Annotated in this window: 18 protein-coding genes; 10 read left to right on the top strand and 8 right to left on the bottom strand. The window is 65.1% G+C overall.

Annotation, left to right across the window (positions count from 1 at the left end):
- The first annotated feature begins 19 nt into the window (after window positions 1-19).
- The 4 genes from ACN9MB_RS00910 to nagA all read left to right on the top strand — a co-directional run bounded on the left by ACN9MB_RS00910 (window position 20) and on the right by nagA (window position 4696).
- Entirely contained in the window at window positions 20-1306 is a 1287-nt protein-coding gene (locus tag ACN9MB_RS00910) for a sugar MFS transporter (RefSeq protein WP_204637920.1), read from the top strand.
- 86 nt (window positions 1307-1392) lie between these two features.
- Window positions 1393-2445 (top strand): LacI family DNA-binding transcriptional regulator, encoded by a 1053-nt coding sequence (locus ACN9MB_RS00905; protein ID WP_204638016.1) that lies wholly within the window; start codon window positions 1393-1395, stop codon window positions 2443-2445.
- A 62-nt stretch (window positions 2446-2507) separates the two neighbouring features.
- Window positions 2508-3542 (top strand): SIS domain-containing protein, encoded by a 1035-nt coding sequence (locus tag ACN9MB_RS00900; RefSeq protein WP_426270447.1) that lies wholly within the window; start codon window positions 2508-2510, stop codon window positions 3540-3542.
- Window positions 3542-4696 carry an N-acetylglucosamine-6-phosphate deacetylase gene (gene nagA, locus ACN9MB_RS00895; RefSeq protein ID WP_426270446.1) on the top strand — a complete coding sequence of 385 codons (1155 nt, stop codon included), beginning with the start codon at window positions 3542-3544 and terminating at the stop codon, window positions 4694-4696. The genes ACN9MB_RS00900 and nagA overlap by 1 nt, the downstream gene beginning before the upstream one ends.
- A 238-nt stretch (window positions 4697-4934) precedes the next feature.
- Here the strand turns inward: nagA and ACN9MB_RS00890 are convergent, their stop codons facing one another.
- Window positions 4935-6578: an LTA synthase family protein gene (locus tag ACN9MB_RS00890; protein ID WP_426270445.1), complete on the bottom strand. Its 1644-nt coding sequence runs from the start codon at window positions 6576-6578 to the stop codon at window positions 4935-4937.
- 275 nt (window positions 6579-6853) lie between these two features.
- On the opposite strand from ACN9MB_RS00890, the gene ACN9MB_RS00885 reads away from it, so the two are divergent.
- The 5 genes from ACN9MB_RS00885 (at window position 6854) to thrC (ending at window position 13030) form a co-directional block, all read left to right on the top strand.
- The gene (locus ACN9MB_RS00885) at window positions 6854-8854 is read left to right on the top strand and encodes a bifunctional 2',3'-cyclic-nucleotide 2'-phosphodiesterase/3'-nucleotidase (protein ID WP_426270444.1); all 2001 of its coding nucleotides are present in this window, start codon (window positions 6854-6856) and stop codon (window positions 8852-8854) included.
- Window positions 8855-8930: 76 nt separating this feature from the next.
- Window positions 8931-9182 carry a hypothetical protein gene (locus ACN9MB_RS00880; RefSeq protein ID WP_426270443.1) on the top strand — a complete coding sequence of 84 codons (252 nt, stop codon included), beginning with the start codon at window positions 8931-8933 and terminating at the stop codon, window positions 9180-9182.
- A 448-nt stretch (window positions 9183-9630) separates the two neighbouring features.
- Window positions 9631-10725: a homoserine dehydrogenase gene (locus ACN9MB_RS00875; RefSeq protein ID WP_426271867.1), complete on the top strand. Its 1095-nt coding sequence runs from the start codon at window positions 9631-9633 to the stop codon at window positions 10723-10725.
- Window positions 10725-11702 (top strand): homoserine kinase, encoded by a 978-nt coding sequence (locus ACN9MB_RS00870; RefSeq protein ID WP_204637926.1) that lies wholly within the window; start codon window positions 10725-10727, stop codon window positions 11700-11702. The genes ACN9MB_RS00875 and ACN9MB_RS00870 overlap by 1 nt, the downstream gene beginning before the upstream one ends.
- Window positions 11699-13030, top strand: a complete 1332-nt coding sequence (thrC, locus tag ACN9MB_RS00865) for a threonine synthase (RefSeq protein WP_426270442.1) — start codon at window positions 11699-11701, stop codon at window positions 13028-13030. Before ACN9MB_RS00870 ends, thrC begins: the two co-directional genes overlap by 4 nt.
- A gap of 107 nt (window positions 13031-13137) precedes the next feature.
- On the opposite strand, the gene ACN9MB_RS00860 is transcribed toward thrC, so the two are convergent.
- Window positions 13138-14490: a GH1 family beta-glucosidase gene (locus tag ACN9MB_RS00860; RefSeq protein ID WP_426270441.1), complete on the bottom strand. Its 1353-nt coding sequence runs from the start codon at window positions 14488-14490 to the stop codon at window positions 13138-13140.
- A gap of 149 nt (window positions 14491-14639) precedes the next feature.
- Between ACN9MB_RS00860 and ACN9MB_RS00855 the strand changes: the two genes are divergently transcribed.
- A complete protein-coding gene (locus ACN9MB_RS00855; RefSeq protein WP_426270440.1) occupies window positions 14640-15731 on the top strand; it encodes an ABC transporter ATP-binding protein in 1092 nt (363 codons plus the stop codon).
- Window positions 15732-15739: 8 nt separating this feature from the next.
- Here the strand turns inward: ACN9MB_RS00855 and ACN9MB_RS00850 are convergent, their stop codons facing one another.
- The 6 genes from ACN9MB_RS00850 to ACN9MB_RS00825 form a co-directional block, all read right to left on the bottom strand.
- On the bottom strand, window positions 15740-16561 hold the full coding sequence (locus tag ACN9MB_RS00850) for a carbohydrate ABC transporter permease (RefSeq protein ID WP_426270439.1): 822 nt from the start codon (window positions 16559-16561) through the stop codon (window positions 15740-15742).
- A complete protein-coding gene (locus ACN9MB_RS00845; RefSeq protein WP_426270438.1) occupies window positions 16558-17436 on the bottom strand; it encodes a carbohydrate ABC transporter permease in 879 nt (292 codons plus the stop codon). The genes ACN9MB_RS00850 and ACN9MB_RS00845 overlap by 4 nt, the downstream gene beginning before the upstream one ends.
- Window positions 17433-18668 (bottom strand): sugar ABC transporter substrate-binding protein, encoded by a 1236-nt coding sequence (locus ACN9MB_RS00840; RefSeq protein WP_426271866.1) that lies wholly within the window; start codon window positions 18666-18668, stop codon window positions 17433-17435. The genes ACN9MB_RS00845 and ACN9MB_RS00840 overlap by 4 nt, the downstream gene beginning before the upstream one ends.
- A gap of 78 nt (window positions 18669-18746) precedes the next feature.
- Entirely contained in the window at window positions 18747-20204 is a 1458-nt protein-coding gene (locus tag ACN9MB_RS00835; protein WP_426270437.1) for a glucoamylase family protein, read from the bottom strand.
- A gap of 123 nt (window positions 20205-20327) precedes the next feature.
- Window positions 20328-23369 carry a TonB-dependent receptor gene (locus ACN9MB_RS00830; protein WP_426270436.1) on the bottom strand — a complete coding sequence of 1014 codons (3042 nt, stop codon included), beginning with the start codon at window positions 23367-23369 and terminating at the stop codon, window positions 20328-20330.
- Between the two features lie 32 nt (window positions 23370-23401).
- Window positions 23402-24448, bottom strand: coding sequence for a LacI family DNA-binding transcriptional regulator (locus tag ACN9MB_RS00825; RefSeq protein ID WP_426270435.1), 1047 nt, complete (start codon window positions 24446-24448; stop codon window positions 23402-23404).
- Window positions 24449-24657 lie beyond the last annotated feature (209 nt).

Below are 24657 nucleotides of genomic sequence, written 5' to 3'. Positions count from 1 at the left end.
GCGGGGAGTAAGTCCATCCATGTCTGCCACTACGCTTGCCGCTGGCGAGCCACGCTCATCCAGCGTGGTGCCGATGCTGATCATCGGCGTGTTGTTCTTCATCTTCGGCTTCGTGACCTGGCTCAACGGTCCGCTGATCACCTTCGTGAAGCTCGCCTTCAACGTCGATGACGTGTCCGCTTTCTTCGTGCCGCTGGTGTTCTATTTTTCGTACTTCTTCCTGGCCATTCCTGCGTCGAGCGTGCTTCGCCGCACCGGCATGAAGAAGGGCATGGGCCTGGGGTTGTTCGTGATGGCGATTGGCGCGGTGCTGTTCGGCCAGTTCGTCAGCATGCGCATCTTCTATCCGGCGCTGGCCGGCCTGTTCGTGATCGGCGCGGGACTCGCGCTGCTGCAGACCGCTTCCAATCCGTACATCAGCATTCTCGGCCCGATCGACAGCGCCGCGCAGCGCATCGCCTTCATGGGCATCTGCAACAAGGTGGCCGGTGCGCTGGCGCCGTTCGTGTTCGGCGCGCTGGTCTTGTCGGGTATCGACACCTTCGACCAGCAGGTCAAGGACGCCGCCTCGCCCGAGGCAAGGGAGGCGCTGCTCAACGCATTCGCCGCCAAGATCCACATGCCGTACATGATCATGGCCGGCCTGCTGGTGGTGCTGGCGATCTGGGTGGTGCGCTCGCCGCTGCCGGAAATCAAACCGTCGGGCGCGAACGCCGAAGCGGATATCGGCCATGCCAAGGGCGGCATCTTCAGCTTCCCGCACCTGTGGCTGGGCGTGCTGTGCCTGTTCCTCTACGTGGGCGTGGAAGTGATGGCGGGCGACGCCATCGGCACCTACGGCCAGGGTTTCGGCCTGCCGCTGGACGAGACCAAGCACTTCACCTCGTACACGCTGATCGCCATGCTCGGCGGTTACCTGGCGGGCCTGGTGCTGATTCCCCGCTTCATCTCGCAGCAAAGCTACCTGGCGGTATCGGCAGTGCTCGGCGTGCTGTTCACGCTGGGCGCGTACATCACCACCGGCCATACCTCGGTGGGTTTCGTCGCCGCCCTGGGTTTCGCCAACGCCATGATGTGGCCGGCGATCTTCCCGCTGGCCATCCACGGCCTGGGCCGCCTCACCGAGCGCGGCTCGGCGCTGCTGATCATGGCGATCGCGGGCGGCGCGCTGGTGCCGCAGCTGTTCGTGCACCTGAAGCAGTACTTCAACTTCCAGCTGGTATTCATGGTCCTGATGGTGCCCTGCTACCTGTACATCCTCTACTACGGCGTGAGGGGGCATCGCGTCGGCCAGCACGCGCGCTGAAGCCTCGGCCGGCGCCTTCCGCGCCGCCGGGCAAGGCCCCGCTGGGCTACGATGCCGCTACTTACCGATAGCCGGAGTTTCTTGTGTTGCGCAACCCCACCATCAAGGACGTCGCCAAGCGTTCCGGCGTTTCGCTCAAGACCGTCTCGCGCGTGATCAATCACGAGGCATCGGTTCGCGCCGATACGCGCGAAAAGGTCGAGCGCGCGATCGAGGCCCTGGGCTATCAGCCCAATCCTTCCGCGCGCGGCCTGCGCAGCACGCATGCCTATGCGATCGGGCTGGTCTACGACAACCCGAACGCGCACTACGTGATCAGCATGCAGGACGGCGTGTTGTCGGCCTGTCGCGAGCGTGGCTTCGGCCTGCTGATCCATCCGTGCGATTCGACCTCGCCCGATCTGGCGGCGGAGTTGTGCGCGCTGGTGGAACGCAATCGCCTGGCCGGCCTGGTGCTGGCGCCGCCGATGTCCGAGCAGGCCGAGCTGGTCAATACGCTGATCGCCAACGACATCAGCTTCGTGCGCATCATTTCCTCGCGCGACGATCCTCATGACGGCGCACCGTGCGTCTACATCGACGACCGTAGCGCCGCTTACGCGATCACCGAACACCTGATCCAGATGGGTCACAAGCGCATCGGCTTCCTGTGGGGCGAACCGCATCACCGGTCCAGCCCGGAGCGTTACCAGGGCTATGCCGACGCATTGCGCGACTACGGCCTGCCGCTCGACAAGAAGCTGGTGCTGCCCGGCCGTTATGCGTTCGACGACGGTTTCCGTGGTGCCCGCAAGCTGCTGGCGCTGAAGGATCCACCGACCGCGATCTTCGGCAGCAACGACGAAATCGCGGCCGGCGTGCTCGCGGCGGCACGTTCGAGCAACGTGGATGTGCCGTGGGGGCTGTCCATCGCCGGCTTCGAGGACAGCCCGTTCTCCAAGCAGGCATGGCCTGCGCTCACCACCGCGCGCCAGTCCACCAGCGATATCGGCCGCCATGCGGCGCTGCAGCTGATGGCCGAATTGCAGCGCAAGGCCGGTGCCGCGGTCGAGTTGCCGCACAGCGAATGTTTTGTACCCGAACTGGTCGTGCGTGGCTCCACCGCGCCACCGCAAACCCCGGCGCCCCGCAAGGGTTGAGGTCGCGCTAGCGCACCTTGGCCTCGCGGCATGCGCCTCGTGCATGTCACCGAGATAGGACGATGAAAGAAGCCAGCTCCACTTTGATGTACCGCGAGGCCCACGAGGCGGCCGCCGTGGTCGAGCGTCAACTGCGCGAGAACGCGCCGATCCTGAAGACGCTCGGCGAGCAGCTGCGGGCCAAGCCGCCCCGCTTCATCGTCACCTGCGCGCGCGGCAGCTCCGATCACGCCGCCGCCTATGCCAAGTATGTGTTCGAAACCCGCCTGGGTTTGATCACCGCATCGGCCTCGCCGTCCATCTCGTCCATCTACGATGCCGACCTGCATATGGATGGCGCCTTGTTCGTCGCCATCTCGCAGTCGGGCAAGAGCCCCGACCTGCTGCGCAGCGCGCAGGCCGCGAAGGATGCCGGCGCCCACGTCGTCGCCCTGGTCAACGTGGAAGATTCCCCGCTGGCGCAGATGGCCGACACGTTCGTGCCGCTGCGTGCCGGCCCGGAGCTGAGCGTGGCCGCCACCAAGAGTTACCTCGCCACACTGGCTGCCGTGCTGCAGCTCACCGCGCATTGGAGCGACGACGCGACGCTGCACGAAGTCGTCGATCGCCTGCCGGACGATCTGCGGCGTGGCTGGGACTGCGACTGGAGTCCGATGGTGAAGGGCCTCACCAACGCGAGCAGCCTGTTCGTGGTCGGTCGTGGCTTCGGTTTCGGCGCGGCGCTTGAAGCAGCGCTCAAGCTCAAGGAAACCTGCGGCTTGCATGCCGAGGCTTTCAGTGCCGCCGAAGTGAAGCACGGCCCGATGGCCATCGTGGGCGAAGGCTTCCCGGTGCTGTTCTTCGCACAGGGCGATGGCACCCAGGACAACACCATCGCGGTAGCCAACGAGTTTCGTTCGCGCGGCGCGCGGGTGTTCATCGCTGCGCCAGGCAACCATGATCCGGACAAGCTGCCGCTGCCGGACAACATCGCGCCCATCGTGACGCCATTGCTGGCCGTGCAGAGTTTCTATCGCGCCGCCAGCGCGCTGTCGCTGGCACGCGGTTTCGATCCTGACGTACCGCCGCATCTGCGCAAGGTCACGGAGACGATGTAATGGGCACGCCACTCACCGCACTCATCAACGGTCGCGTACTCGCCGACCACGGCCCGCAGGAAGGCTTGGCGGTGCTGGTGCGCGGCGAGCGCATCGAGGCGATCACCCGCGCGGACGATGCACGCGTCAGCGGCGCAACCAAGCACGATCTCAAGGGTCAGCTGCTGTTGCCTGGCTTCATCGACGTGCAGGTCAACGGCGGCGGCGGCGTGCTGTTCAATGCCGAGCCCACGGTCGAAGCACTCGCCGCCATCGGCGCCGCGCATCGCAAGTACGGCACCACCGGCTTCCTGCCGACGCTGATCACGGATACCGCCGAAGTGATGCGCAAGGCGCTCAATGCGGTCGATGCCGCCATCGAGCAAGGCGTGCCGGGCGTGCTCGGCATCCACCTGGAAGGCCCGTTCCTGGCCACCGCGCGCAAGGGCATCCACGACGCCAAGCTGTTCCGCCTGCCGGATGCCGACGACATCGCCGCGATCACGCGCGATCGCCGTGGCGTGGTGATGCTCACGCTCGCCGTGGAAGAAGTGCCGCTCGATACCATTCGCCAGCTCAGCGAAGCAGGCGTGATCGTGGTCGCCGGTCATACCGCGGCAACCTACGACACCACGCGTGCCGCGCTCGACGCGGGCGTCACCGGCTTCACCCATCTCTACAACGCGATGACGCCGCTCGGCAGCCGCGAGCCCGGCGTGGTCGGCGCGGCGCTGGACGATCCGCACAGCTGGTGCGGCTTGATCGTGGATGGCCATCACGTGCATCCGGTCGCGCTGCGCGTGGCCATTGCCGCCAAAGCCAAGGGCAAGAGCGTGCTGGTCACCGACGCGATGCCGCCGGTGGGCGCGGACAGTCCGGAATATGTGCTCAACGGCCAGACCATCATTGCCCGCGACGGCATCTGCCAGAGCGACGACGGCGTGCTCGCCGGCTCCGCGCTGGACATGGCGACCGGCGTGCGCAACCTGGTGAACATGGTCGGCCTGCCGCTGGCCGAGGCCTCGCGCATGGCGAGTGCGTATCCGGCGGCGTGGCTGGGACTCGACCGCACGCATGGCCGCCTGGTGGCGGGTCAGCATGCGGACTTCGCCGTGCTCGATGACAAACTCTCGGTGACGGAAACCTGGATTTCAGGCGTGCGGCACGACGTCTGAAGTCACAGCGCCTTGCGGTAACGCTCCTTTGTGGGAGCGCACTTGTGCGCGACAACCTGACGGAGCGGCGACGTTCCGGCGCCTCTGTCGCGCACAAGTGCGCTCCCACACGAGCAGCGTTCGGTCTTGGCAAGCTTGAATGCAGGAGCCCACCTTATGGGCTACCGCATCGTCAGGCCGTACCACTCCGTTCGGCCGTCGCGCACAGGGTGCGCTCCCAAAGTTGGAATACCGGCGCTTACTCGTACACGTGCAGGCGGTTGAAGATCCACGCGTGATACGACTTCACCAGGCCCGGCTGCGTGCAATCGGTGTAGAGACCGTTGCAACGCGTGCGCAGCGAAATGGCTGCCGAGAAATACGGATCCGTCGGCAGGTCGGCCGCCTGCAACACCATGCTCGGCAGCAGCGCGATGTCGAGCATCGGGTAGCGCGGCAACGGCGCGCCCTGGAAGTTGCTCTTGATCATGTAGTAGGTGAGATAGTCCTTGACTGAGGACAGCTCATCCGGCCAGGTGCGCGGCATCGAGCGGATCAATCCGCTGAAGGATGGCTGGTGATCGCCGAAGTGCACCAGCACCGTGGGTTGCGCGCGATCGAGGAAATCGTGTTCCAGGCTGCGCATCGCCACATCGGAGTTGTGCAGGTTCGACAGGTACGTGTTGAAGTTGAGCGATTCGGCCGTCGGCAGGCCCTTGAGCACACCCTTGTTGAACGGCGCCGGCAGCGACGACAACGGATCGGTATCGTGCGGGCCGTGCTGCGCCAGCGTCAGGATCATCACGAACACCGGCTGGCCCGGCTTCTTCACCTTGTCGTAGACGCGCTTGGCGGCGTCGAACATCTGCTGGTCGGTCTCTTCCCACTCTTCCAGGCCCAGCTGCGTGGCGTCGTAGAACTGGTCGAAACCGTAGGCGCGGTACGCGTTGCGGCCGTTGAGGAAGGCGCCGTTGGTCGGGTAGATCGCAATGGTCAGATAGCCCAGACGTTGCAGCTGGCGCGGCAGACTGTCCTGCACATGCGGCGCCAGCACATACGGCGCGTACATGCCGCCCGGGCCGAAGATGTCCTGCGGCATGCCGGTGAGCGTGGCGAACTCACTCACCCAGGTGCCGCCGCCGAAGGTGTGCACGCGCATGGGACCGGTCGAGCGCGTGCGCACATCCGTCTTGAACATCGACACGCGGCATTCGGGGATGTTGCACTTGGTGAAGTTGGACGGATCGAAGGTGCTTTCTTCCAGCACCTGCACGATGTCCGGATACGACTCGGGCGAACGCGGCATCGCCGCGGGCTCGCCGGATGCGGTGGCACCCCACTCCTGCTCGGCCTGGGCTTCGTCGCCCATGTCCGGCATGCGGACGTCCGAATCGCTGAAGTTGACGAAGAAGTTGGTGATCTGCGCGTCGTCGGAGAGCTTCTCCCACACGTTCTTCGCATGCACCTCGGCGAACGGGCCGTTCGGCAGCAGGCACACCCAGAACGCGAACGCCCACACCGCCATGCCGCTCAGGCGCACGGTCCACGCACGGCCGCGGCTGAGATGCGCCAGCAAGCGACGGTCGAAATGCCATACTGCCCACAACACCAGCGGCGCCACCACGCCCACCACCACCGAAAGCATCCACAGGTGCGGATAGTGGCCCAGCGTTTCGAGCAGGCTGCTGCGCGCGTAGTAGACGAAGTCCGCCGGCATCAGCGGCGAATCGAGATAGCGCAGCTTCATCACCGAGAGGAAGTTCAGCCCGAGGAACAAGCCGCCGCTCACCACCAGCGCCGTGGCCGGACGCGCGAAGGCCGACAGCAGCACGCCGAACGCGCACACCATCAGCGCGATCACGAACGCCTGCTGCAGCAGCGCCGGCTCGCGCAGCGCGGTCATGCTGATGCAAAACACGAAAAAGGCCGCCGCGACCAGCCAAGGTCCGGTTCTTCGCAGAAAGCGTGTGAGTGGTTGCGGCATGGTGGAAAAGGCCCCCTGTTTGGCCCGGTGTCATTCGAGCGCAATTCTACGGACTTGCAACTGTCACATGCACAATGGCCGGCAACGGCCAAACGGCGCCCTTATGCGGTTCAGCAGCCGTTGCCCCGGCAAGCCGCCATGCCGATCTGCTAGGTTTGCCGACTTGCCCCTTTTGCCGCCCCATGGACAGGCCGATGACCCACCGCCTTCTTCCCCTCGCCGCCCTCGCCGCTGCCGTTTTGGCGGGCTGCGCCGGCCAGATCGCCAGCCAGACGAACAGCCATGCCGCCGCCCTGCCCGACGGCAGCCGCGCCCAGGTGGCGATCCTGGAAACCACCGACGTCCACTCCAACGTGCTCAGCTACGACTATTACAAGCAGCGCGAGGACGACACGGTGGGCTATGAGCGCGTGGCCACCTTGATCCGCCGGGCTCGCGTCCAGTACCCGAACTCCTTCCTGTTCGACAGCGGCGACACCATCCAGGGCAGCGTGCTGGCCGATTACCAGTCACTGGTGAAGCCGGTGAACTGCCAGGAGGAACTGGGCATCTACCGCGCCATGGACGCGATGGGCTACGACGGCGGCACCGCCGGCAACCACGAGTTCAACTACGGCCTGGGCTTCCTCTCCCAGGTCACCGGCACGCCGATGAACGTGGAGGGCGGCCATACGGACCGCTGCGCCGGCCCGCACTTCCCGTTGGTGCTGTCCAACGTGTACAGCGCCCGCGACGGCGCGCCGATCTTCAAGCCGTGGACCGTGGTGCAGAAGGACATCACCGTCACCGGCCCGGATGGCAGCACGCGCAAGGTGCCGCTGAAGGTCGGCATCATCGGCTTCACGCCGCCGCCGATCCTGGAATGGGACAAGCAGAACCTGGCCGGCAAGGTGACCGTCACCGGCGTGGTCGAAGCGGCGCAGAAATATCTGCCGGAACTGGAAGCGCAGCATCCGGACATCGTGGTCGCCGTGCTGCACGGCGGCCTCAATACCGCGCCCTATACGCCCGACATGGAGAACGGCGGCTGGCACCTGGCCGGCGTCCCGGGCATCGACGTGCTGCTGCTCGGTCATTCGCACACCGAGTTCCCCGGCCCGCACTACAAGGGCATGAAGGACGTGGACGCCGAGCGCGGCTTCGTGCGTGGCAAGCCAGCGGTGATGGGCGGCTTCTTCGGCAAGGACCTGGGCGTGATCGACCTGGCCCTGCAGCGCAAGGACGGCCGCTGGGTGATCGACGACAACCAGACGCACAGCGAAGTGCGCCCGATCTGCGCCAGGAAGAACGACTGCGTGCCGGCCGACCCGGCCATCGCGCCGCTGGTCAAGCAGGCGCACGAAGCGGCCGTGCAGTACGTCAATACGCCGATCGGCGAAACGCGCGTGCATCTGAGCAGCTATTTCGCCGACGAGGGCAACATGACCGCGCTGGCGCCGATCAATGCGGCCATGCGCGACTACGTGCAAAGCGAGCTGCCCAAGTCGCATCCGGAACTGGCCAAGCTGCCGGTGCTCTCGGCCGCTGCCGCCTTCCGCACCGGCTTCGGCGGTCCGGATGACTACACCGACATCGCAATGGGTTCGCTGACGCTGCGCAGCGCGGCCGATTTGTACTTCTATCCCAACACGCTTTCGGCGGTGAAAGTGGACGGCGCCGGCCTCAAGGCATGGCTGGAAAAGGCCGCCGAGCGCTTCAACCGCATCGACCCGGGCATGGACGGGGAGCAGCAGCTGATCAGCGACCGCCTGCCCGGTTACAACTTCGACCAGATCCAGGGCGACCTGAGCTACCAGATCGACGTGACCAAGCCGGCCGGCGAGCGCATCGTCAAGCTCAGCTACAAGGGCAAGCCGGTGACGCCAGACCAGCCGTTCGTGGTGGCCACCAACAACTACCGCGCCAGCGGCGGCGGCAACTTCCCCGGCCTGGACGGCAACAACATCGTGCTGGCCGCCCCGGACGGCGCCCGCGAAATCCTGGCCAAGTGGCTGCAGCAGAAGAAGACCCTGACCGCCAGGGACCTGCCCGCCGCCTCCTGGCATTTCGTGCCAGTGAAGACGCGCGGCGACGTGGTGTTCAAGGCCGCCTCGAACAAGCAGGACGTGGCGCGCGAGGCGGGCCTGAGGAACATCCGCCAGCTGAAGGACAACGGTGACGGCACGGCGGTCTATGCCATCGATCTGTCGCACTGAATCAGGCACTGGCGACGAACGCGCGGCGGCGTAGACTGCGCCGCGCGTTCACCACGGCCTGCCCGGAGGCAAAACCATGCAAGGCGACAAGACTTACTGGTTCCCCGCCAAACGGTACGGTTGGGGCTGGGGTTTCCCCAGCACCTGGCAGGGGCTGCTGGTTCTCGTCGCCTATGCCGCGCTGCTCGCTGTGGGCGTGCGCTGGCTGTTGCCGCAGCATCACCAGGGCGGCTTCCTTCTTTATGCAGGCGCGCTCACCGCCATCCTGGTTCTGGTCTGCTGGCTCAAGGGCGAGCCGCCGGGCTGGCGCTGGGGCCATAGAGACTGAGCCTTCCTGTAGGAGCGCACCCTGTGCGCGACAGCCTGACGAAGCGGCGACCCGGTCGCCCACAGGGTGGACTCCTACAACTTCTAGCCGTGGAAAGTTTCAAACGAACCTGTTGACTGCACTGCAGCATCGGGCCTATGTTCAAGCCATGTCGCCGCTTATTGCGCCAGCACGCATGTTCCAGCACCCGCCCCGCGGGTACGCGTCGCTGTCCGCCGGCGCCATGACCCTCGCCAGCATGACCACCACCACGACCACTATTACCACCAGGTCGGGGTGGAGCTGCGTGCGCGAATAAGTTTCTGACGCAAACGGCCCCGCCCTCGATGAGGCGGGCCGGCGCACACTCCGACTCTCCTCCGCGAGCACGGGCCATCCACATGGAGAGGCCATCGTGAACGCTGTCGCATCACCCTCGCTCGAACAACCGTCGTTACCGCCACATGCCATGGCGCTGCCGACGACCACCGCGCGCCAGCGCGTCCTCGCCGTGGGCCTGGTCGGCCCCGGCCGCGTCGGTAGCGCCTTGCTGGACCAGCTGCGAACCGCCCAGCCACGGCTTGCGCGGTCGGGACTGGAGCTGCGCCTGTGCGCCGTGGCCGCCAGCCGCCGCATGTGGCTCGATGCCGACGATCCCGAGCTCAACGGCCGCCACGACAGCGCGCAGACCTGGCGACCGAGCAATCTGGACGAGTTCGCCGCGCACCTGCGTGGCGATGACCGTCGTCACGCGCTGGTGATCGACTGCAGCGCCAGCGAGGCCGTGGCCTCGCGCTATCCCGAGTGGCTCGCCGCCGGCATGCATGTGGTGACGCCGAACAAGCTCGCCAGCAGCGGCCCGCTGCCGCGCCTGCAGGCCATCCACGCCGCCTGCGGCAGCGGCGCGCGCTTTCGCTATGAAGCCACGGTGTGCGCCGGCCTGCCGGTAGTGCAGACGCTGCGCGACCTGCTCGACACCGGCGATGCCTTGCTGGCGGTGGAAGGGATGTTCTCCGGCACGCTGGCCTGGCTGTGCAATCGCCACGATGGCAGCCGCCCGTTCTCCGAGTGGGTGCACGAAGCCCATGCCCTGGGCTACACCGAACCCGATCCGCGCGACGATCTTTCCGGCCTCGACGTGGCGCGCAAGCTGGTGATCCTTGCCCGTGAAGCAGGCTGGTCGCTATCGCTCGACGAGGTGGACGTGCAAAGCCTGGTGCCGGACGAACTGGCCAGGCTGCCTGCCGATCAGGCGATGGAGCAGCTTCAACTGCTCGACGCACCGATGGCGCGCCACCTCGCCGATGCACAAGCACAAGGCTGCGTGCTGCGCCATGTCGCCAGCCTCGATGCCAAGGGCCATGCCAGCGTGCGGCTGGCGCAACTACCGGCATCGCATCCGTTTGCCCATACGCGTCTCACCGACAACGTCGTACAGTTCACCACGCACCGTTATCGCGACAACCCGATGCTGGTGCAGGGTCCCGGCGCCGGGCCGGAAGTGACGGCGGCGGGCGTTTTCGCCGATCTCCTGCGCATTGCCGAAGCGCTGGAGGTGCGGTGATGAATGCGCAATTGATCGATTCCATGCCCACTCCCCAGCGCGCGTTGAGCGCACAAGCCATGGCCTATGCCAGCGTCGGCAACGTCGCGGTCGGCTTCGACATCCTCGGTCACTGCGTGGCCGGTGCCGGCGACCGCGCCGTCGTGCGTCGCATCGACGAACCCACCGTGCGCATCGCTGCCATCCATGGGCGCGTGACCGATCTGCCACTGGAAGCGAGCGGCAACACTGCGGGTGCGGCCCTGTTGTCGCTGCGCCGCGCACTGGGTTTGCGCCATGGTTTCGAAGTGGTGCTGCACAAAGGCATCGCGCTGGGTTCGGGCATGGGCGGCTCGGCGGCCTCGTGCGTGGCTGCGCTGGTGGCGGCAAACGCCTTGCTCGAGCGTCCACTGCCGCGCGAAGCACTCTACGGCTTCGCCCTCGACGGCGAGGCCGTGGCCAGTGGCAGTCGCCACGGCGACAATCTGGGACCGATGCTGCTCGGCGGCCTGGTGCTGGCTACACGCGATCGCCTGCTGCGCCTGCCGGTGCCGGAGCAATGGCATTGCGCGCTGGTGCATCCGCATACCGTGCTGGAAACGCGCAAGGCGCGCGAGGTGCTTGCCGGTGGTTTTTCGTTGCATGACGTGGTGGCGCAACACGCCAATCTCGCGCTGGTGCTCACCGGCCTTCATCGCAGCGACGCGGAGCTGGTGCGCGAAGGGCTGAAGGACGTGCTGGTGGAACCAAGACGCGCGCCGCTGGTCCCAGGATTCGCGCGCGTGAAACAGGCTGCCCTGGATCACCACGCGCTCGGCGCAAGTATTTCCGGCGCCGGTCCCAGCGTATTCGGCTGGTACGAGCGACGCGAGGATGCCGAACGGGCGGCAGCGGCCATGTCGGCAGCGTTCGCCGAAGAAGGCCTGGCCAGCGACGCGCTGGTGTCACCCATCAATGGACCGGCGGCGGCGCTGGTCGACGAGGAAGACGCGGCATGAGCGAGCCGTTGCATTACCGGAGCACACGCGGCGCGCAACATGCCGCGCGCATCGAGGAAGTGATCGCAGCCGGCCTGGCGCCCGATGGCGGACTTTACGTGCCCGAGGCGCTGCCGCCGCTTGACGTCGTCGATTTCGACTGCGGAGGCACGCTGGCCGATACCGCAGCCACCCTGCTGGCGCCGTTCTTCCGCAGCTCGTCATTGGCACACGAGCTTCCGGCGATTTGTCGCGAAGCGTTCCATTTCGATGTGCCGCTAAGGCCACTGGCGTATCGCAACGACGCCTCGGTGCTCGAGTTGTTCCATGGGCCAAGCGCGGCGTTCAAGGATGTCGGCGCTCGTTTTCTTGCCGCCTGTTTTCGCCGGCTGCGTGCCGAGACGAAGACACCGCTGACCATCTTGGTGGCGACATCCGGCGATACCGGAGCGGCCGTCGCTTCCGCGTTCCATGGGCAGCGCGGCGTGCGCGTGGTGATCCTCTATCCGGATGGGCGCGTATCGCCGCGCCAGGCGCATCAGCTGGGATGTTTCGGCGACAACGTGCAGGCCTTGCGCGTGGACGGCAGCTTCGATGACTGCCAGCGGATGGTGAAAGCCGCGCTCAACGACACGGAACTGCAGCGACGCGTACCGCTTTCTTCCGCCAACAGCATCAGTCTCGGCCGCCTGCTGCCGCAGATGAGCTACTACGCACACGCATCGCTGGCCTGGTGGTATCGCCATCGTGCGCCGCTCAACTTCATCGTGCCCACCGGCAATCTCGGCAATGCACTGGCCTGCGTGTGGGCACGCGACATGGGCCTGCCGATCGGCGAGATCCATCTCGCCTGCAACGCCAACGCCACCCTCAGCGACTACTTCGACGGCTCGCCCTATTCACCCCGCCCCGCCGTCGCCACCCTGGCCAACGCGATGGACGTGGGCGCCCCCAGCAACTTCGAGCGACTGCGCTGGACCTACCCGCACGACCACGAACTGCGCCTGCAACTGCACGCGAACAGCGTCGACGACGCCACCATTGCCGAAACCATCGTGCAGCACGCGCGCGACCACGGCGAGGTGTTCTGCCCGCATACCGCCACCGCGGTACACCTGCTCGACAGCATGGGCGTCACCGGCCTGCCCTGGGCCGTGGTGGCGACGGCTCATCCGGCCAAGTTCGACAGCGTGGTCGAGCCGTTGATCGGTCGGCGTATCGAAGTGCCGCCCGCCTTGGCGGCGATGCTGCAGCGCCCGGCGTATGCGGAGCCGATGGTGGCAAGCGACGATGCGTTGAAGGCGTGGCTGGCGCAGCCGGTGGAATGCAGTCAAGCCCTGGCTGGCTGAATCATCCTGCTTTCTGTGGGAGCGCACCCTGTGCGCGACAAGCCGACGGAGCGATACCTCCCAGCGTGGCAGTCGCGCACAGGGTGCGCTCCCACAGGGGTCATCGATCAGTCGTCGAGCACGGCGCCATTCGTCTCGATCACCTGCGCATAGAACTTCGCCGTCGCCTTCGGCGTACGCTTCTGCGTCGCAAAATCCACGTGATACAAGCCGAACCGCTTGGCAAAACCCAGCGACCATTCGAGGTTGTCCATCAGCGACCACGCGTAATAACCCTTGAGATTCACGCCCTGCTCGATGGCGTGATGCATGGCCTTCAGATGCTTGCGCAGATAGCTCGTGCGCAACGGATCTTGCACGACATCACCCTCGGCCACCGGCGCGTCATAGAACGCCGAACCGTTCTCGGTGACGTACAGCGGAATATCGCCGTAGCGCTGCTTGAACCAAGTGAACATGTCCGTGAAGCCCTGCTCGTACACTTCCCAGCCCGTTTCCGTGTACGTGGTGTTAGGCTGCTTCACCGGCACCGCCTTCAGCGGATACGCGTTGGGGTCGTGCTTCACCACGGCGCGCGTGTAGTAATTGAGGCCGACGAAATCGACCTTCTGCTGGGTCAGCTTGAAATCGTCCTCGGGAAAATCCGGCCACGCCGGCCCGAAGATTTCCTTCAGCTCCGGCGGATAGCTGCCCAGCAGCGCCGGATCGGCGAACTGCTCATTCATGTACGCATGCGCGCGACGCGTGGCGGCGATGTCTTCCTGGCTGTTGGACGCGGGATACTTCGGCTCGATATTGAACACCACGCCAATCTCGTGCTTGCCCACCGCGCGATACGCCTGGATGCCCGCGCCGCTGGCGCGCATCAGGTTGTGCGCGGCGATCGGCGCTTCGTACTTGCTGCGATGACCCGGCGCCAGCGCGCCATGCAGGTAGCCACCATCGGTGACCACCCACGGCTCGTTGAGCGTGGACCAGCGCTTCACGCGGCCGTCCAGCGCCTTGTACATCACGTTGGCGTATTCGGCGAACCAGTGGGCGATGTCGCGATTGAGCCATCCGCCGCGATCGTCGAGCGCCGCAGGCAGGTCCCAGTGGAACAACGTCGCGTTCGGCTCGATGCCGTTTTCCAGCAACTCGTCGACCAGCCGCGAATAGAAGTCCACACCCTTCTGGTTGATGCGGCCAGCGCCCTCGGGCAGCACACGCGACCACGCGATGCTGAAGCGATAACCCTGCAGGCCGAGCGCGCGCATCAGCTGCACGTCGTCCTTGTAACGGTGGTAGTGATCGCAGGCGATATCGCCGGTGTCGCCGTTGGCCATCATGCCCGGCGTATGCGCGAAACGTTCCCAGATGCTCGGACCCGCACCGTCGGCCAGGGGCGAGCCTTCGATTTGATAGGCCGAGGTCGCGGCGCCCCAATGGAAGCCGGGGGGGAAGCGATAACTCTGGGTCATTTGGAAAGATCCCCTATGCCGCAGTGCGGCTTGATGTAAACGATTACATGCTGAGAATAGCCGAGCGCGACCAAGATGTGCACCGGTTGCATCCCCATTCGTATACGGTGAGCCATGCAGCCGCCGGAAAGAAGGAGCGTCAGGCGTCGATGGCAACGGTGAATCTGGATCGCGTCAGCAAGGTGTACTCGAACGGCCATATCGGTGTGGCCGAAGCCAGCTTCGATATCGCCGATGGCGAACTGCTTGTGCTGGTCGGCCCGTCGGGCTGCGGCAAGACCACGCTGCTGCGCATGATCGCGGGCCTGGAGTCGATTTCCTCCGGCACGCTGAGCATCGACGGCCGCGTGGTCAACGATGTTTCGCCGAAGGATCGCGACATCGCCATGGTGTTCCAGAACTACGCGCTGTACCCGCACATGACGGTGGCGGAGAACCTCGCCTTCGGCCTGCGCCTGCGCGGCAAATCGAAGGCCGAGATCGACCGGCGCGTGCTGGAGGCGGCCAAGCAACTGGAGCTGGAACAGCGCCTCGGCTCGCTGCCCGCGGCGCTGTCCGGCGGCCAGCGGCAGCGCGTGGCGCTGGGTCGCGCGCTGGTGCGCGAGCCGAAGGTGTTCCTGCTGGACGAACCGCTTTCCAACCTCGATGCCAAGCTGCGCCTGTCGATGCGCGTGGAGATCGCGCGGCTGCACCGCCAGCTCGGCGCCACCATGATCTACGTGACGCACGACCAGGTGGAAGCGATGACGCTGGGCCAGCGCATCGTGGTGCTCAACGGTGGGCAGATCCAGCAGATCGACACGCCGATGCGGCTTTACGACAAACCGGCGAACCTGTTCGTGGCTGGCTTTCTCGGCTCGCCCGCGATGAATCTGCTGTGCGGCAGGTTGCGTCATGGCCATGGCTGGCAACTCGATACGACGCAGGGCGAAGTGCCGCTGGGTCCGCTGGACGCGCAGACGCCCGAGTTGCTGGCCTGGATCGACCGCGAGGTGGTGATCGGCGTCCGGCCGGAAGACCTGCGTCCCACCAGCGACACGAACGCCTCGCTGCACGCGCTGCTGGAAGTGACCGAGCCGGTGGGCAACGAAATTTTCCTCAACCTGCGTCGCGGCGAACAATCGCTGGTGTCGCGCGTGCCGCCGGGCGCGTTGCCCGAGGCCGGCAGCGTGATGCATTTCGAACTGGCGCTTGATCGTCTGCATGTCTTCGACCCCATCTCGGGCGCGCGTATCGCCTGAGCGGACAGTCATCCCTTCACGCTGCCCAGCAAGAGCCCTTCGATGTAGTAACGCTGCATCGCCAGGAACAACACCAGCACGGGAATCACCGTGACCACCGAGCCGGCCATCATCAGTTCGCTGTCCTGCGCGTGCTCGCGCGCCAGTGAGGCAAGCCCCAGCGGCAAGGTGTAATGCTCCTGTCCGGTCAGTGCGATCAGCGGCCACATGAAATCGTTCCATGCGGTGAGGAAGGTGAATATCGCCAACGTCACCATGATGGGCTTGAGCAAGGGCAGCACGATGCGCCCGAAGATCCGCCATTCGCTGGCACCGTCGATGCGCGCCGCTTCCAGCAGCTCGTCGGGAATGCCGCGCGCGTACTGGCGCACCAGGAAGATGCCGAAGGCCGTGGCCATCGCGGGCACGATCACCGCGGCGTAGCTGTTCACCAGGCCCAGATACTTGAGCATCAGGAACAACGGCAGCATCGCAACCTGCGCCGGAATCACCAGCATGCCGAGCAGCGTCTGGAACAGGCGCTCGCGGCCAGCGAAGCGCAACTTGGCGAAGGCATAGCCGGCCATCAGGTTGAAAGCCAGCGACAGCAGCGTGATCGCGGTGGAGATCGCAAAGCTGTTGAACAGATAACGCCCCACGCCTGAGCGCAGGAACAGCACTTCGTAGTTGTGCCAGCTCGCATGCGCGGGCCACAACGGCGGCGGCAGGCTGCTGGCCTCGCCCGGCTGCATGAACGATACGGAGAACATCCACAGCAGCGGAAACACCGCGACGAAGGTGCCGCCGATCAACAGTCCGTAGATGATGGCCCTGGCCATGCGCGGACTCATGCCACGCCTCCGCGCCGGCCGAGCCGCAGCATCACGGCGGTGACGACGAACATGATCACGAACAGCAGGAATGCCACGGCGCTTGCGGCGCCGAAGTTCCACCATTTGAAGCCTTCGTCGTACATCAGGTAGAGCACGCTGGTGGTGCTCTGCAGCGGGCCGCCCTCGGTCATCACATAGGGTTCGGCGAACAGCTGGAAATAGCCCGATACCGTGAGAATGCCGACCATCAGCAAGGTGGGCCCGAGCATCGGCAAGGTGATGTGGCGAAACTGCTGCAGCGCGGAGGCGCCATCGATGCGCGCGGCCTCGTAGAGATCCTTCGGAATCGCCTGCAAGCCGGCCAGGAAGATGATCATGTTGTAGCCGAAGTTCTTCCACACCGCGAACACGATGATCGACGGCATCGCCCAATGCGGGTCGCCCAGCCAGTCGATCGGATGGATGCCCACTTCGCCCAACACATAGTTCAACAGGCCGTATTTGGTGTTGAAGATGTAACGCCACACCACCGCCACCGCCACCACGGTCGTGACCACCGGTGCGAACAACGCCGTGCGGAACACCGTCTTGAAGCGCACCAGCGGCGAGTTCAGCAGCAGCGCGGCGCCCAGCGACACCATGATCGATAGCGGCACGCCGACCAGCACGAAGTAGAACGTGTGCCCCAGTGCGGACCAGAACTTGTGTTGGTGCAGCAGATCCCAGTAGTTGTTCAACGCCACGAAGCGCAGATGCCGGATATCGGCCAGCGCGTAGAGGTCGTAGTCGGTGAGGCTGAGTCCGAGCGCTGCCACCACCGGCAGCAGGAAGAAGATGCCCAGCACCACGAGTGCCGGCGCGAGAAACCACCAGGCTGCACGCTGTCTGTTCATGGCGACCCCGTTGTCGCGTGCGGGTGGTCGAGTATCCAGCGCCGCTTTTCCAGGATGCGATCGGCCCGGCGGTCGATTTCCGCAGCGGCTTCATCGATGGTCAGCTCACCGGCGACGGCTTGCGCGGCGACCAGCTGCATCTCGTTGGCGATCTGCTCCCATTCGGGCACCGGCGGCGTCGCCTTGACGTGTTCGAGCTGTTCGCGGAACGCCTGCACCTTGGGATCGGTACGCAGGCTGCCGCCGTCCCATGCGCTGCGGCGTGCCGGCATGTCGCCAAGCAGATCGTAGAAGCGCTGCTGGACGTCGGGGCGAGAGAGGTACTCAATGAGGGCCCACGCCTCGTCCTTGTGCGTCGAGCGACGGAAGATGACGAGGCTGGATCCGCCTGCGGCACCGCTGGCTCCGCCATCCGGTCCGGGCAGCGCGGCGGTGGCCCACTCGTTCTCGCGATCCGCTGGCAGGCGTTGGCGAAACTCGCCGATGTTCCAGGGCCCCGAGAAATAGAACGCATACACGCCGCGGCCAAATTCTTCCCACGGGTTGCCAGCTTCCACCGCGGTTATGGCCGGCGCCTGGTGCAGCCGGAACGTATCGACGTAGAACGCCAACGCGCGCTTGAAGCCTGCGCTGCGGAAATTGCCGTAGCGTCCGCCGTCGCGCAGCATCGATTCAGGCTGCTGCAGCGCCAGCGACATCAGCTGCTCGTATTCGTTGGTGGGCAGCAGGATGCCGTAGCTGCCGCGATCGGGATGGCTAAGCGCGTCCAGCATGGCACGCCACTGCGCCCAGTCGCGCGGCGGCGCATCGAAGCCTGCGGCCTTCAGCAGATCGCGGCGATAGAACAGCAGGCGCGTATCGACATACCACGGCACGCCATACAGCGCGCCGTCGATCAGATTGGTCGACCAGATGTGGTCGAAGTAGTCCGCCGGCTTCACCACCGTCGATGCGGCCACCCGCTGTTGCAGCGGTTCCAGCGCGCGCAGGGCGACGAACTCCGGCAACCAGGTGTTACCCAGCTGGGTCACGTCCGGCGTGGAATTGCCGGCAAACGCGGTGAGCAGTTTCTGGTGCGCCGCCGTCAACGGCATCTGCTGCACTTTCACCTGGATGCCCGGATGCTCGCGCTCGAACTCGGGCAACAGCTTCACCACCGCCTCGCCTTCGCGGCCGATAGTCCAGAAGGTCAGCGTGTGCGCATCCTGCGAGGACGAGCAGCCCGCCAGCATCAACGCAACGATGGTCAGCAGGCGGCTGGCCGCCCGGCTCATCGTGGCGTTGACGCGGCGGGACGGCTCAGGCATCGCTCATCGCTTCGACTGGTCCAGCCAGCCGCCGGTGAAGCCCGCGCGTTCCAGGCCCTTGCGGACATACGGATTCTTGCGCATCACGTTCCACACGAAGCCGCTGCGCCAGTTCTCGATCATCAGCACGATGGGTCCCTGGTCGATGCCGATCTGCTTGTCGTCGGCCCAGCCCATGCCCGGCACGATGCGACCTTCGCTCGGCTTGGCGCCAGTGTCGTAGCTCGGGTTGAAGGCATCCACGAAACCGTACTGGCCATACACGGCATCACCGTAGCGCTTCTTCATTTCCAGCAGCGCAGGCACCACGATCTCGGGTGCGAACGCGATGGAGCCGCCGGCGGCGGTCGGTGCGATGGTACCGTCATCGGAGACGTAATCGAGACCCGCACCGCGCGCGGTGTAACCGTAGAACGCGCGCGTCGTGCCGTCGTCACGCTTCACCACCGCATCGCCCGGGCCGTTGCAGGCGGTGAGGCCCCACACGTTCTCGCTGTAGTCGTCCCAATGGTTGGGATTGGCGATCGCATAGGAGCGCTGCGCGTAGGTGGCCTGGCGGCTGTTCTCGAAATAGTCGGTGTTGTGATCGCGGCTCCAGGCGTCCTGGATGCCGCGGAAGTCGACCCAGCTCTGGCTGTACTGGTGACCGAACAGCGGCGCGAAGTTGAGGAAGGTGCGGCCCTGGAATTCGCCCCACTGCTTGGGATAGCTCTTGGTCCAGGCCTGCCACGCGTCGTCGCTGACCGGATGCGTGGGCGAGCCCATCGCCAGCACGTACACCATCATGCCTTCGTCGTAGCCCTTCCAGTTGGCCGGGATGAATTTGCCGCCCGGCGTCCAGCCCATGCTGATCAGCGGCGCCTTGGGCTGCATCCAGGTCCATTCGACGCGCCGATAGATGGCGTCCGCCAGTTCGCGGATCTGCTTTTCCTTGGCCGAATGGCGATCGAAATACGTTTGCGCGAACAGCACGCCGCTGAGCAGCCAGGTGGTATCCACGCTCGACAGCTCGACCCCGCGCCCGTAGCGCTTGCCGGTCTTCATGTCGAGGAAGTGATAGAAGAAGCCGTGGTAGCCGGTGGCGCCGTCCTCGCTGTCGTCTTCGGTGGCGTCGTTGAAGAAGCGCAGCGTGGCCAGCGTGCGGTCCACCGCCTGCTCGCGCGTCACATAGCCGCGCTCCACGCCCACGCCATACGCGGTCAGGCCGAAACCGACCGAAGCGATGCTGGCGAACGACTCGCCCGGCCAATGGTCGGGAATCAATCCCGTCTTCGGATCGGCACTGTCCCAGAACCACTGGAAGGTGCGCTTTTCCAGCTCGTCCATGGCGGCGCGCTGATCCTGTGGCAGCGCGCTGTACTTCAGGCTGGGCGCGTCGCCGCTTGCCGGTGCTGCCGATACCGCGCCGATGGCGAGGGAGAGCGCGCCGAACAGTGCGGCGCGGAGAAATCGCTTGCTCATGTTGGATGTCCTAAAAGCCCGAGGGATGCCTCCACGCAGGCACCGATGATGCTCTCAAAGAGAGGCCCGCAACATGCGGGCCTCATGAAATGCCATCGTCCTGACGGCCTAGGGGGGTGCCACTTAGAAATTGATACCTGCAGTGACCTTCAACGTACGCGGGTAACCGGTGATGTCGCCGGTGGGGTTGTAGATCACCTGACGCTTGCCGGTCGGAACGCCGTTGGTGCCGAAGGTCTCGATGAAGTCAACGTAGTTGTTCCAGTTGAATGCATTGAGCAGATCGATGCGCACGTAGGCGTTGAGGCCGCCGTAGATCTTGAAGTTCTTGGTGGCCTGGAAATCGATATCGCGATAACCGAAGACCTTGCCACCCACCAGGAAGCGGCCCTCACCCGGCGGACGGACGGCGAAGTTCAGGCAGCCACCGCCGTTGACGAAGCCGCTGTCCACGCCCGGCGGGGGAGTGACATACGGACAGGCCACGCCCAGATCGGGAACCGGCGTGGCAAGCGTCAGCTTGCTGCCGAACACGAAGCCCCAGGGACCGTCCATCGAACCGGTGGCGACGAAACGATGCTTGGAAACGCCCGGCGCCGCCGAGTACGGATAGTTGCCGATCTTCTCGTAGTCAAACGCGTACTGGTCGGTCGGATCGTTGTTGTCGTTGTTCTGCACTGCGTTGGTGTACGTGTACGCGAACGACGCGCTCCAGTGCGAGTCCACCGTGTACGGCTTTTCGGCGGAGAGCAGCAGCTGGTTGGTCTTGGTCTGCAGGCCGCTGTTGCCGATGATCAGGCTGCCGAAGCCGGGGATGCCAAAGCTCCAGGGCTGGCTGCCGTCGGCCCAGAAGCTGCCGTCCGGACGGCGATTGCCCAGCGTGTACACCACACCGTCGTGGCTCTTGATGTTGACGAAGGTGATGCTGGTGTTCCAGTCGCCGATCTGATTGCGCATACCGATGCTCATCTGATCGGAATACGGCGACTTCAGGTTGTTGTTGACCATGTCCACCTCTTGCCCGGCCTTGGTGCCGGCAACGAGTGCCTGCAGGGCGGGAATACTGAGGTAGGCCGGATTCCAGGTCAGACAGGTGGCGCTGGGCGTGCACGGCTCCAGCGGCGTGTTGAACATCAGCGTGGGCTGCGACAGCGTCGACTTGGTTTGCTCGACCTGCAGCGATTCGTACAGGTTGCGGTCGTACGAACGGCCCCAGCCGCCAAAGATCACGTGCTTTTCGTCGCCGAACAAGTCGTTGGAGAAACCCAGGCGCGGCTGGATTTCATTCTTCTTGGCGCTGCGGTTGTTGCCAGTGGAAATGTAATCGTTGATGTTCACGCCGCCCTTGGCCAGCGACTGCGCGTAAGTCTGCCCTGCCGGCGCATTCGGATCCTGCGAGTTGAACGCGGAGACCACATCGGCCGGTGTCACGTAGTTGAGATACGAAGGCGTTTCCTCGTAATCCCAGCGCACGCCCAGGTTGAACGTCCAGTGGTCGTCGACCTGCCAGTCGTCCTGGATATAGGTGCCGAACTGCTTGTCGCGGCTGGTCGCCACGGGGCTCGTACCCGGCGTGGGAAGGCCGAACTGCACCTGGTACGGAATGCTTTCCGTACCTTCCGGGCTTACGGCATAGGAGTAGAGCGCGTTGGTATCGCCTGCGTCCTGTGCGGTGAGCTTCACCGACTTGAACTTCACGCCCATCTTGATCACGTGATCGCCGTGCCACTGCACGTCGTTCAGGGTGAAGTCGTCCGAGATCGCCGGACCCTTCTGGCCCTTGTTCTGGTACGACAACGGCGAGGAGCCGTCGGTGAGCAGGGTGCCGTTCTGGTTGTTCGAGTCGACATACGCCGCGCCATAGCCCGTGGTGATGGGCGTGGGGTTGTACATCGCGTCTTCGTAGGTGGCCTGCAGGCGGTTGAACCAGCTGTCGGTGCTGTGATCCCAACGCAGGTCGAAGCGCTTGTCGGTGTTGCGCGTATCGAGTGCGGAGTTGGCCGTGCTGGCGCCACCGATGCCGCTGATCGCGGTTTCGTCGCGATACTTGCCGCTCACTTCGATGCGATCGCGATCGGTCGGCTCCCAGTCCACCTTGCCGAACCAGTTGTTTTCCTTGAACGGCAGATTGGCCGGGCCGATGCCGTCCTTCGCGCTCTGCGGCAGCAGCGGCCACAGCGCGGAATTGCCGGCCGGCGTCACCGTGATCGGGCTATCGAATTCCTTGCCTTCGTAGGCAATGAAGAAGTGCGCCTTGTCCTTCAGCAACGGGCCGCCGAAATCGAAGCCGTAATCCTTCTCTTTGGAATCGACCTTCTTGCCGTCGGCCTGTTCGGCCGGCGTTTGCGCGCGCATGGCGGTGTTGGTGAAGCTGCCGAACACGTCGCCGTGGAACTCGTTGGTGCCCGACTTGGTTTCGGCGGTGATCGCGGCGCTGGAAAGCTGGTCGTACTCTGCCTTGTAGTTGGACGTGATGACCTTGTACTCGGCCACCGCCAGCTGCGGGAACGGGTTGCCCTGGCTGTTGTTCTGGCCGGTGACGCCACCGGGCAGCACGTAGTTCTTCTGGCCCACGCCGTCGATGTAGACGTTGATGTTCGAGCTGGCCTGGGCGCCCGAACGCAGGCTGGTGTTGCCGTTGGCGTCGCGCGTGAACACCATGCCCGGCACGCTGTCGGCGAACTCGAGGAAGTTGCGCGAGGCTGCCGGGGTGGTTTCGATCTGGCGCAGCGACACCAGCTGGCCCACTTCGGAGGTCTTCACTTCCTGCAGCGTGGTGGCCGACACCGTCACGCCACCGAGATTCTGCGCGTTCGCCTCAGCAGGCGACGCGGTAGCGGCAGCAGCGGCCGGCGCCGTCAGGTTCAGGGTGAAGGTGGAAGCCACCGTCACCGTGACCGTGCGCTCCGTGCCCGGACCGGCATCGACCTGGTAGGTGCCCGGAGGCAGGCCGACCAGCGCATAGCTGCCATCCTTGTCGGTGTGCGTGCGGCGCGAGGCGCCGGTCGCCGTGTTCTTGGCAACCACATCGACGTTGGCCGCAGCCTGACCGCGAATGGTCGCGTCAGAGGACTGCGCCCAGCTGATCGCCGGGACGGAAGAAGCCATCGCGAGGGCAATGGCGGAAGCTAGTAAACGTTTACTTTTTTGGCTTTGAATAATCATATGGAATCTCCCCACCCACAAAAGGCCGCCGCTCAGACGAGCGCCGGAGGCTGTTTCGTTGCTACGTTGGTCTTATGAGCTCCACACGACTCGCGCACGACGACGTCGCAACGCAAAGTGCGTGTGTTGGCGCCCTGAGGCCCCTTGCCTTCCATGAGCTCGGTGAGCAGGAGCAGTGCGCTCTTGCCCAGATCTGCAATGCTCACGCTGACGGTACTGAGCAAAGGCGTTACGTACCGTGCGATGAGAATGTCGTCGAAGCCGGCAATCGCGATGTCCTCGGGGACTCGCACGCCCGCTTCCTTGAACGCGTAAAGACAACCGACCGCGGTCATGTCGTTGGCCGCGAACACGGCGCGCGGCCGCTTCGCCAGCGCAAGCAGTTCGCGGCCGGCGCGATAGCCCGATTCCTCGGTGAAATCGCCGGTGACGATCTGTAGCGGTGCGTTGGGCGCGGACGCGCTCATCGCCGCGCGATAGCCCTTCTCGCGTTCTTGCGCGTCGTAGTTGCCGGCCGGGCCGGTGATGAAAGCCACCGAGTCGTGGCCGACGTCCAGCAGGTGCTTCACCATCGCCTGGGCGCCGGCGATGTTGTCGATGTTGATCGACGGATAACGCGGGCTGTCGACCGGGCTGTCCAGCAGCACCACCGGCAGGTCCGACGGCAGGTTCCGGTCGAGGAACTCGCCATCGACGAACTCGGAAAGAATGATCATGCCGTCCACGCGGCCGCGCATGGTGCGCACCGCGGCGGCGGCGTCTTCCACGCCGTCGTGCGAGCTGGACACCAGCAGATGCAGGCCGCGCGCACGCGCCGCCAGATCGATGCCGCGGATCAGCTCGGAGAAGAATTCGCCATACAGGTCCGGCAGCACCGCACCGATGGTGTGGGTGCGGCCGGTGATCAGGCTGCGCGCGGCCGAATCGGGCACGTAGTGCAGCCGGGCCGCCGCCTTGCGCACGGCGTCCTGCGTATCCGCAGTGACGCCGCCCAGGCCATTGAGCACGCGCGAGACCGAGGCGATCGAGACTTTCGCCTCGCGCGCCACATCCTTGATGGTGGCCTTCTTGGTGGTCACATCGGCTCCTGGGACACGGCGGTGGGTGTTCCTCCGACGGCTTCGCGGCGGAACGTAAACGTTTTCATCGAAACTTGTAAAGTCACGATATCAGGCGTTTTTCGCTGCACTGCAATAAGTTGTCAGCGAAGAAACTTGCGATGCAAGGCTATGACAAAGCCGCCCCGCGGATAACCCGGGGTACGGCGGCGCAACATCGATCGCTAAAA

It is taken from the genome of Dyella kyungheensis, from assembly GCF_049913195.1.
GTDB lineage: Bacteria > Pseudomonadota > Gammaproteobacteria > Xanthomonadales > Rhodanobacteraceae > Dyella > Dyella kyungheensis.
The sequence above is the reverse complement of the archived record's forward strand: the minus strand, read 5'-3'. Positions and strand labels throughout refer to the sequence as shown.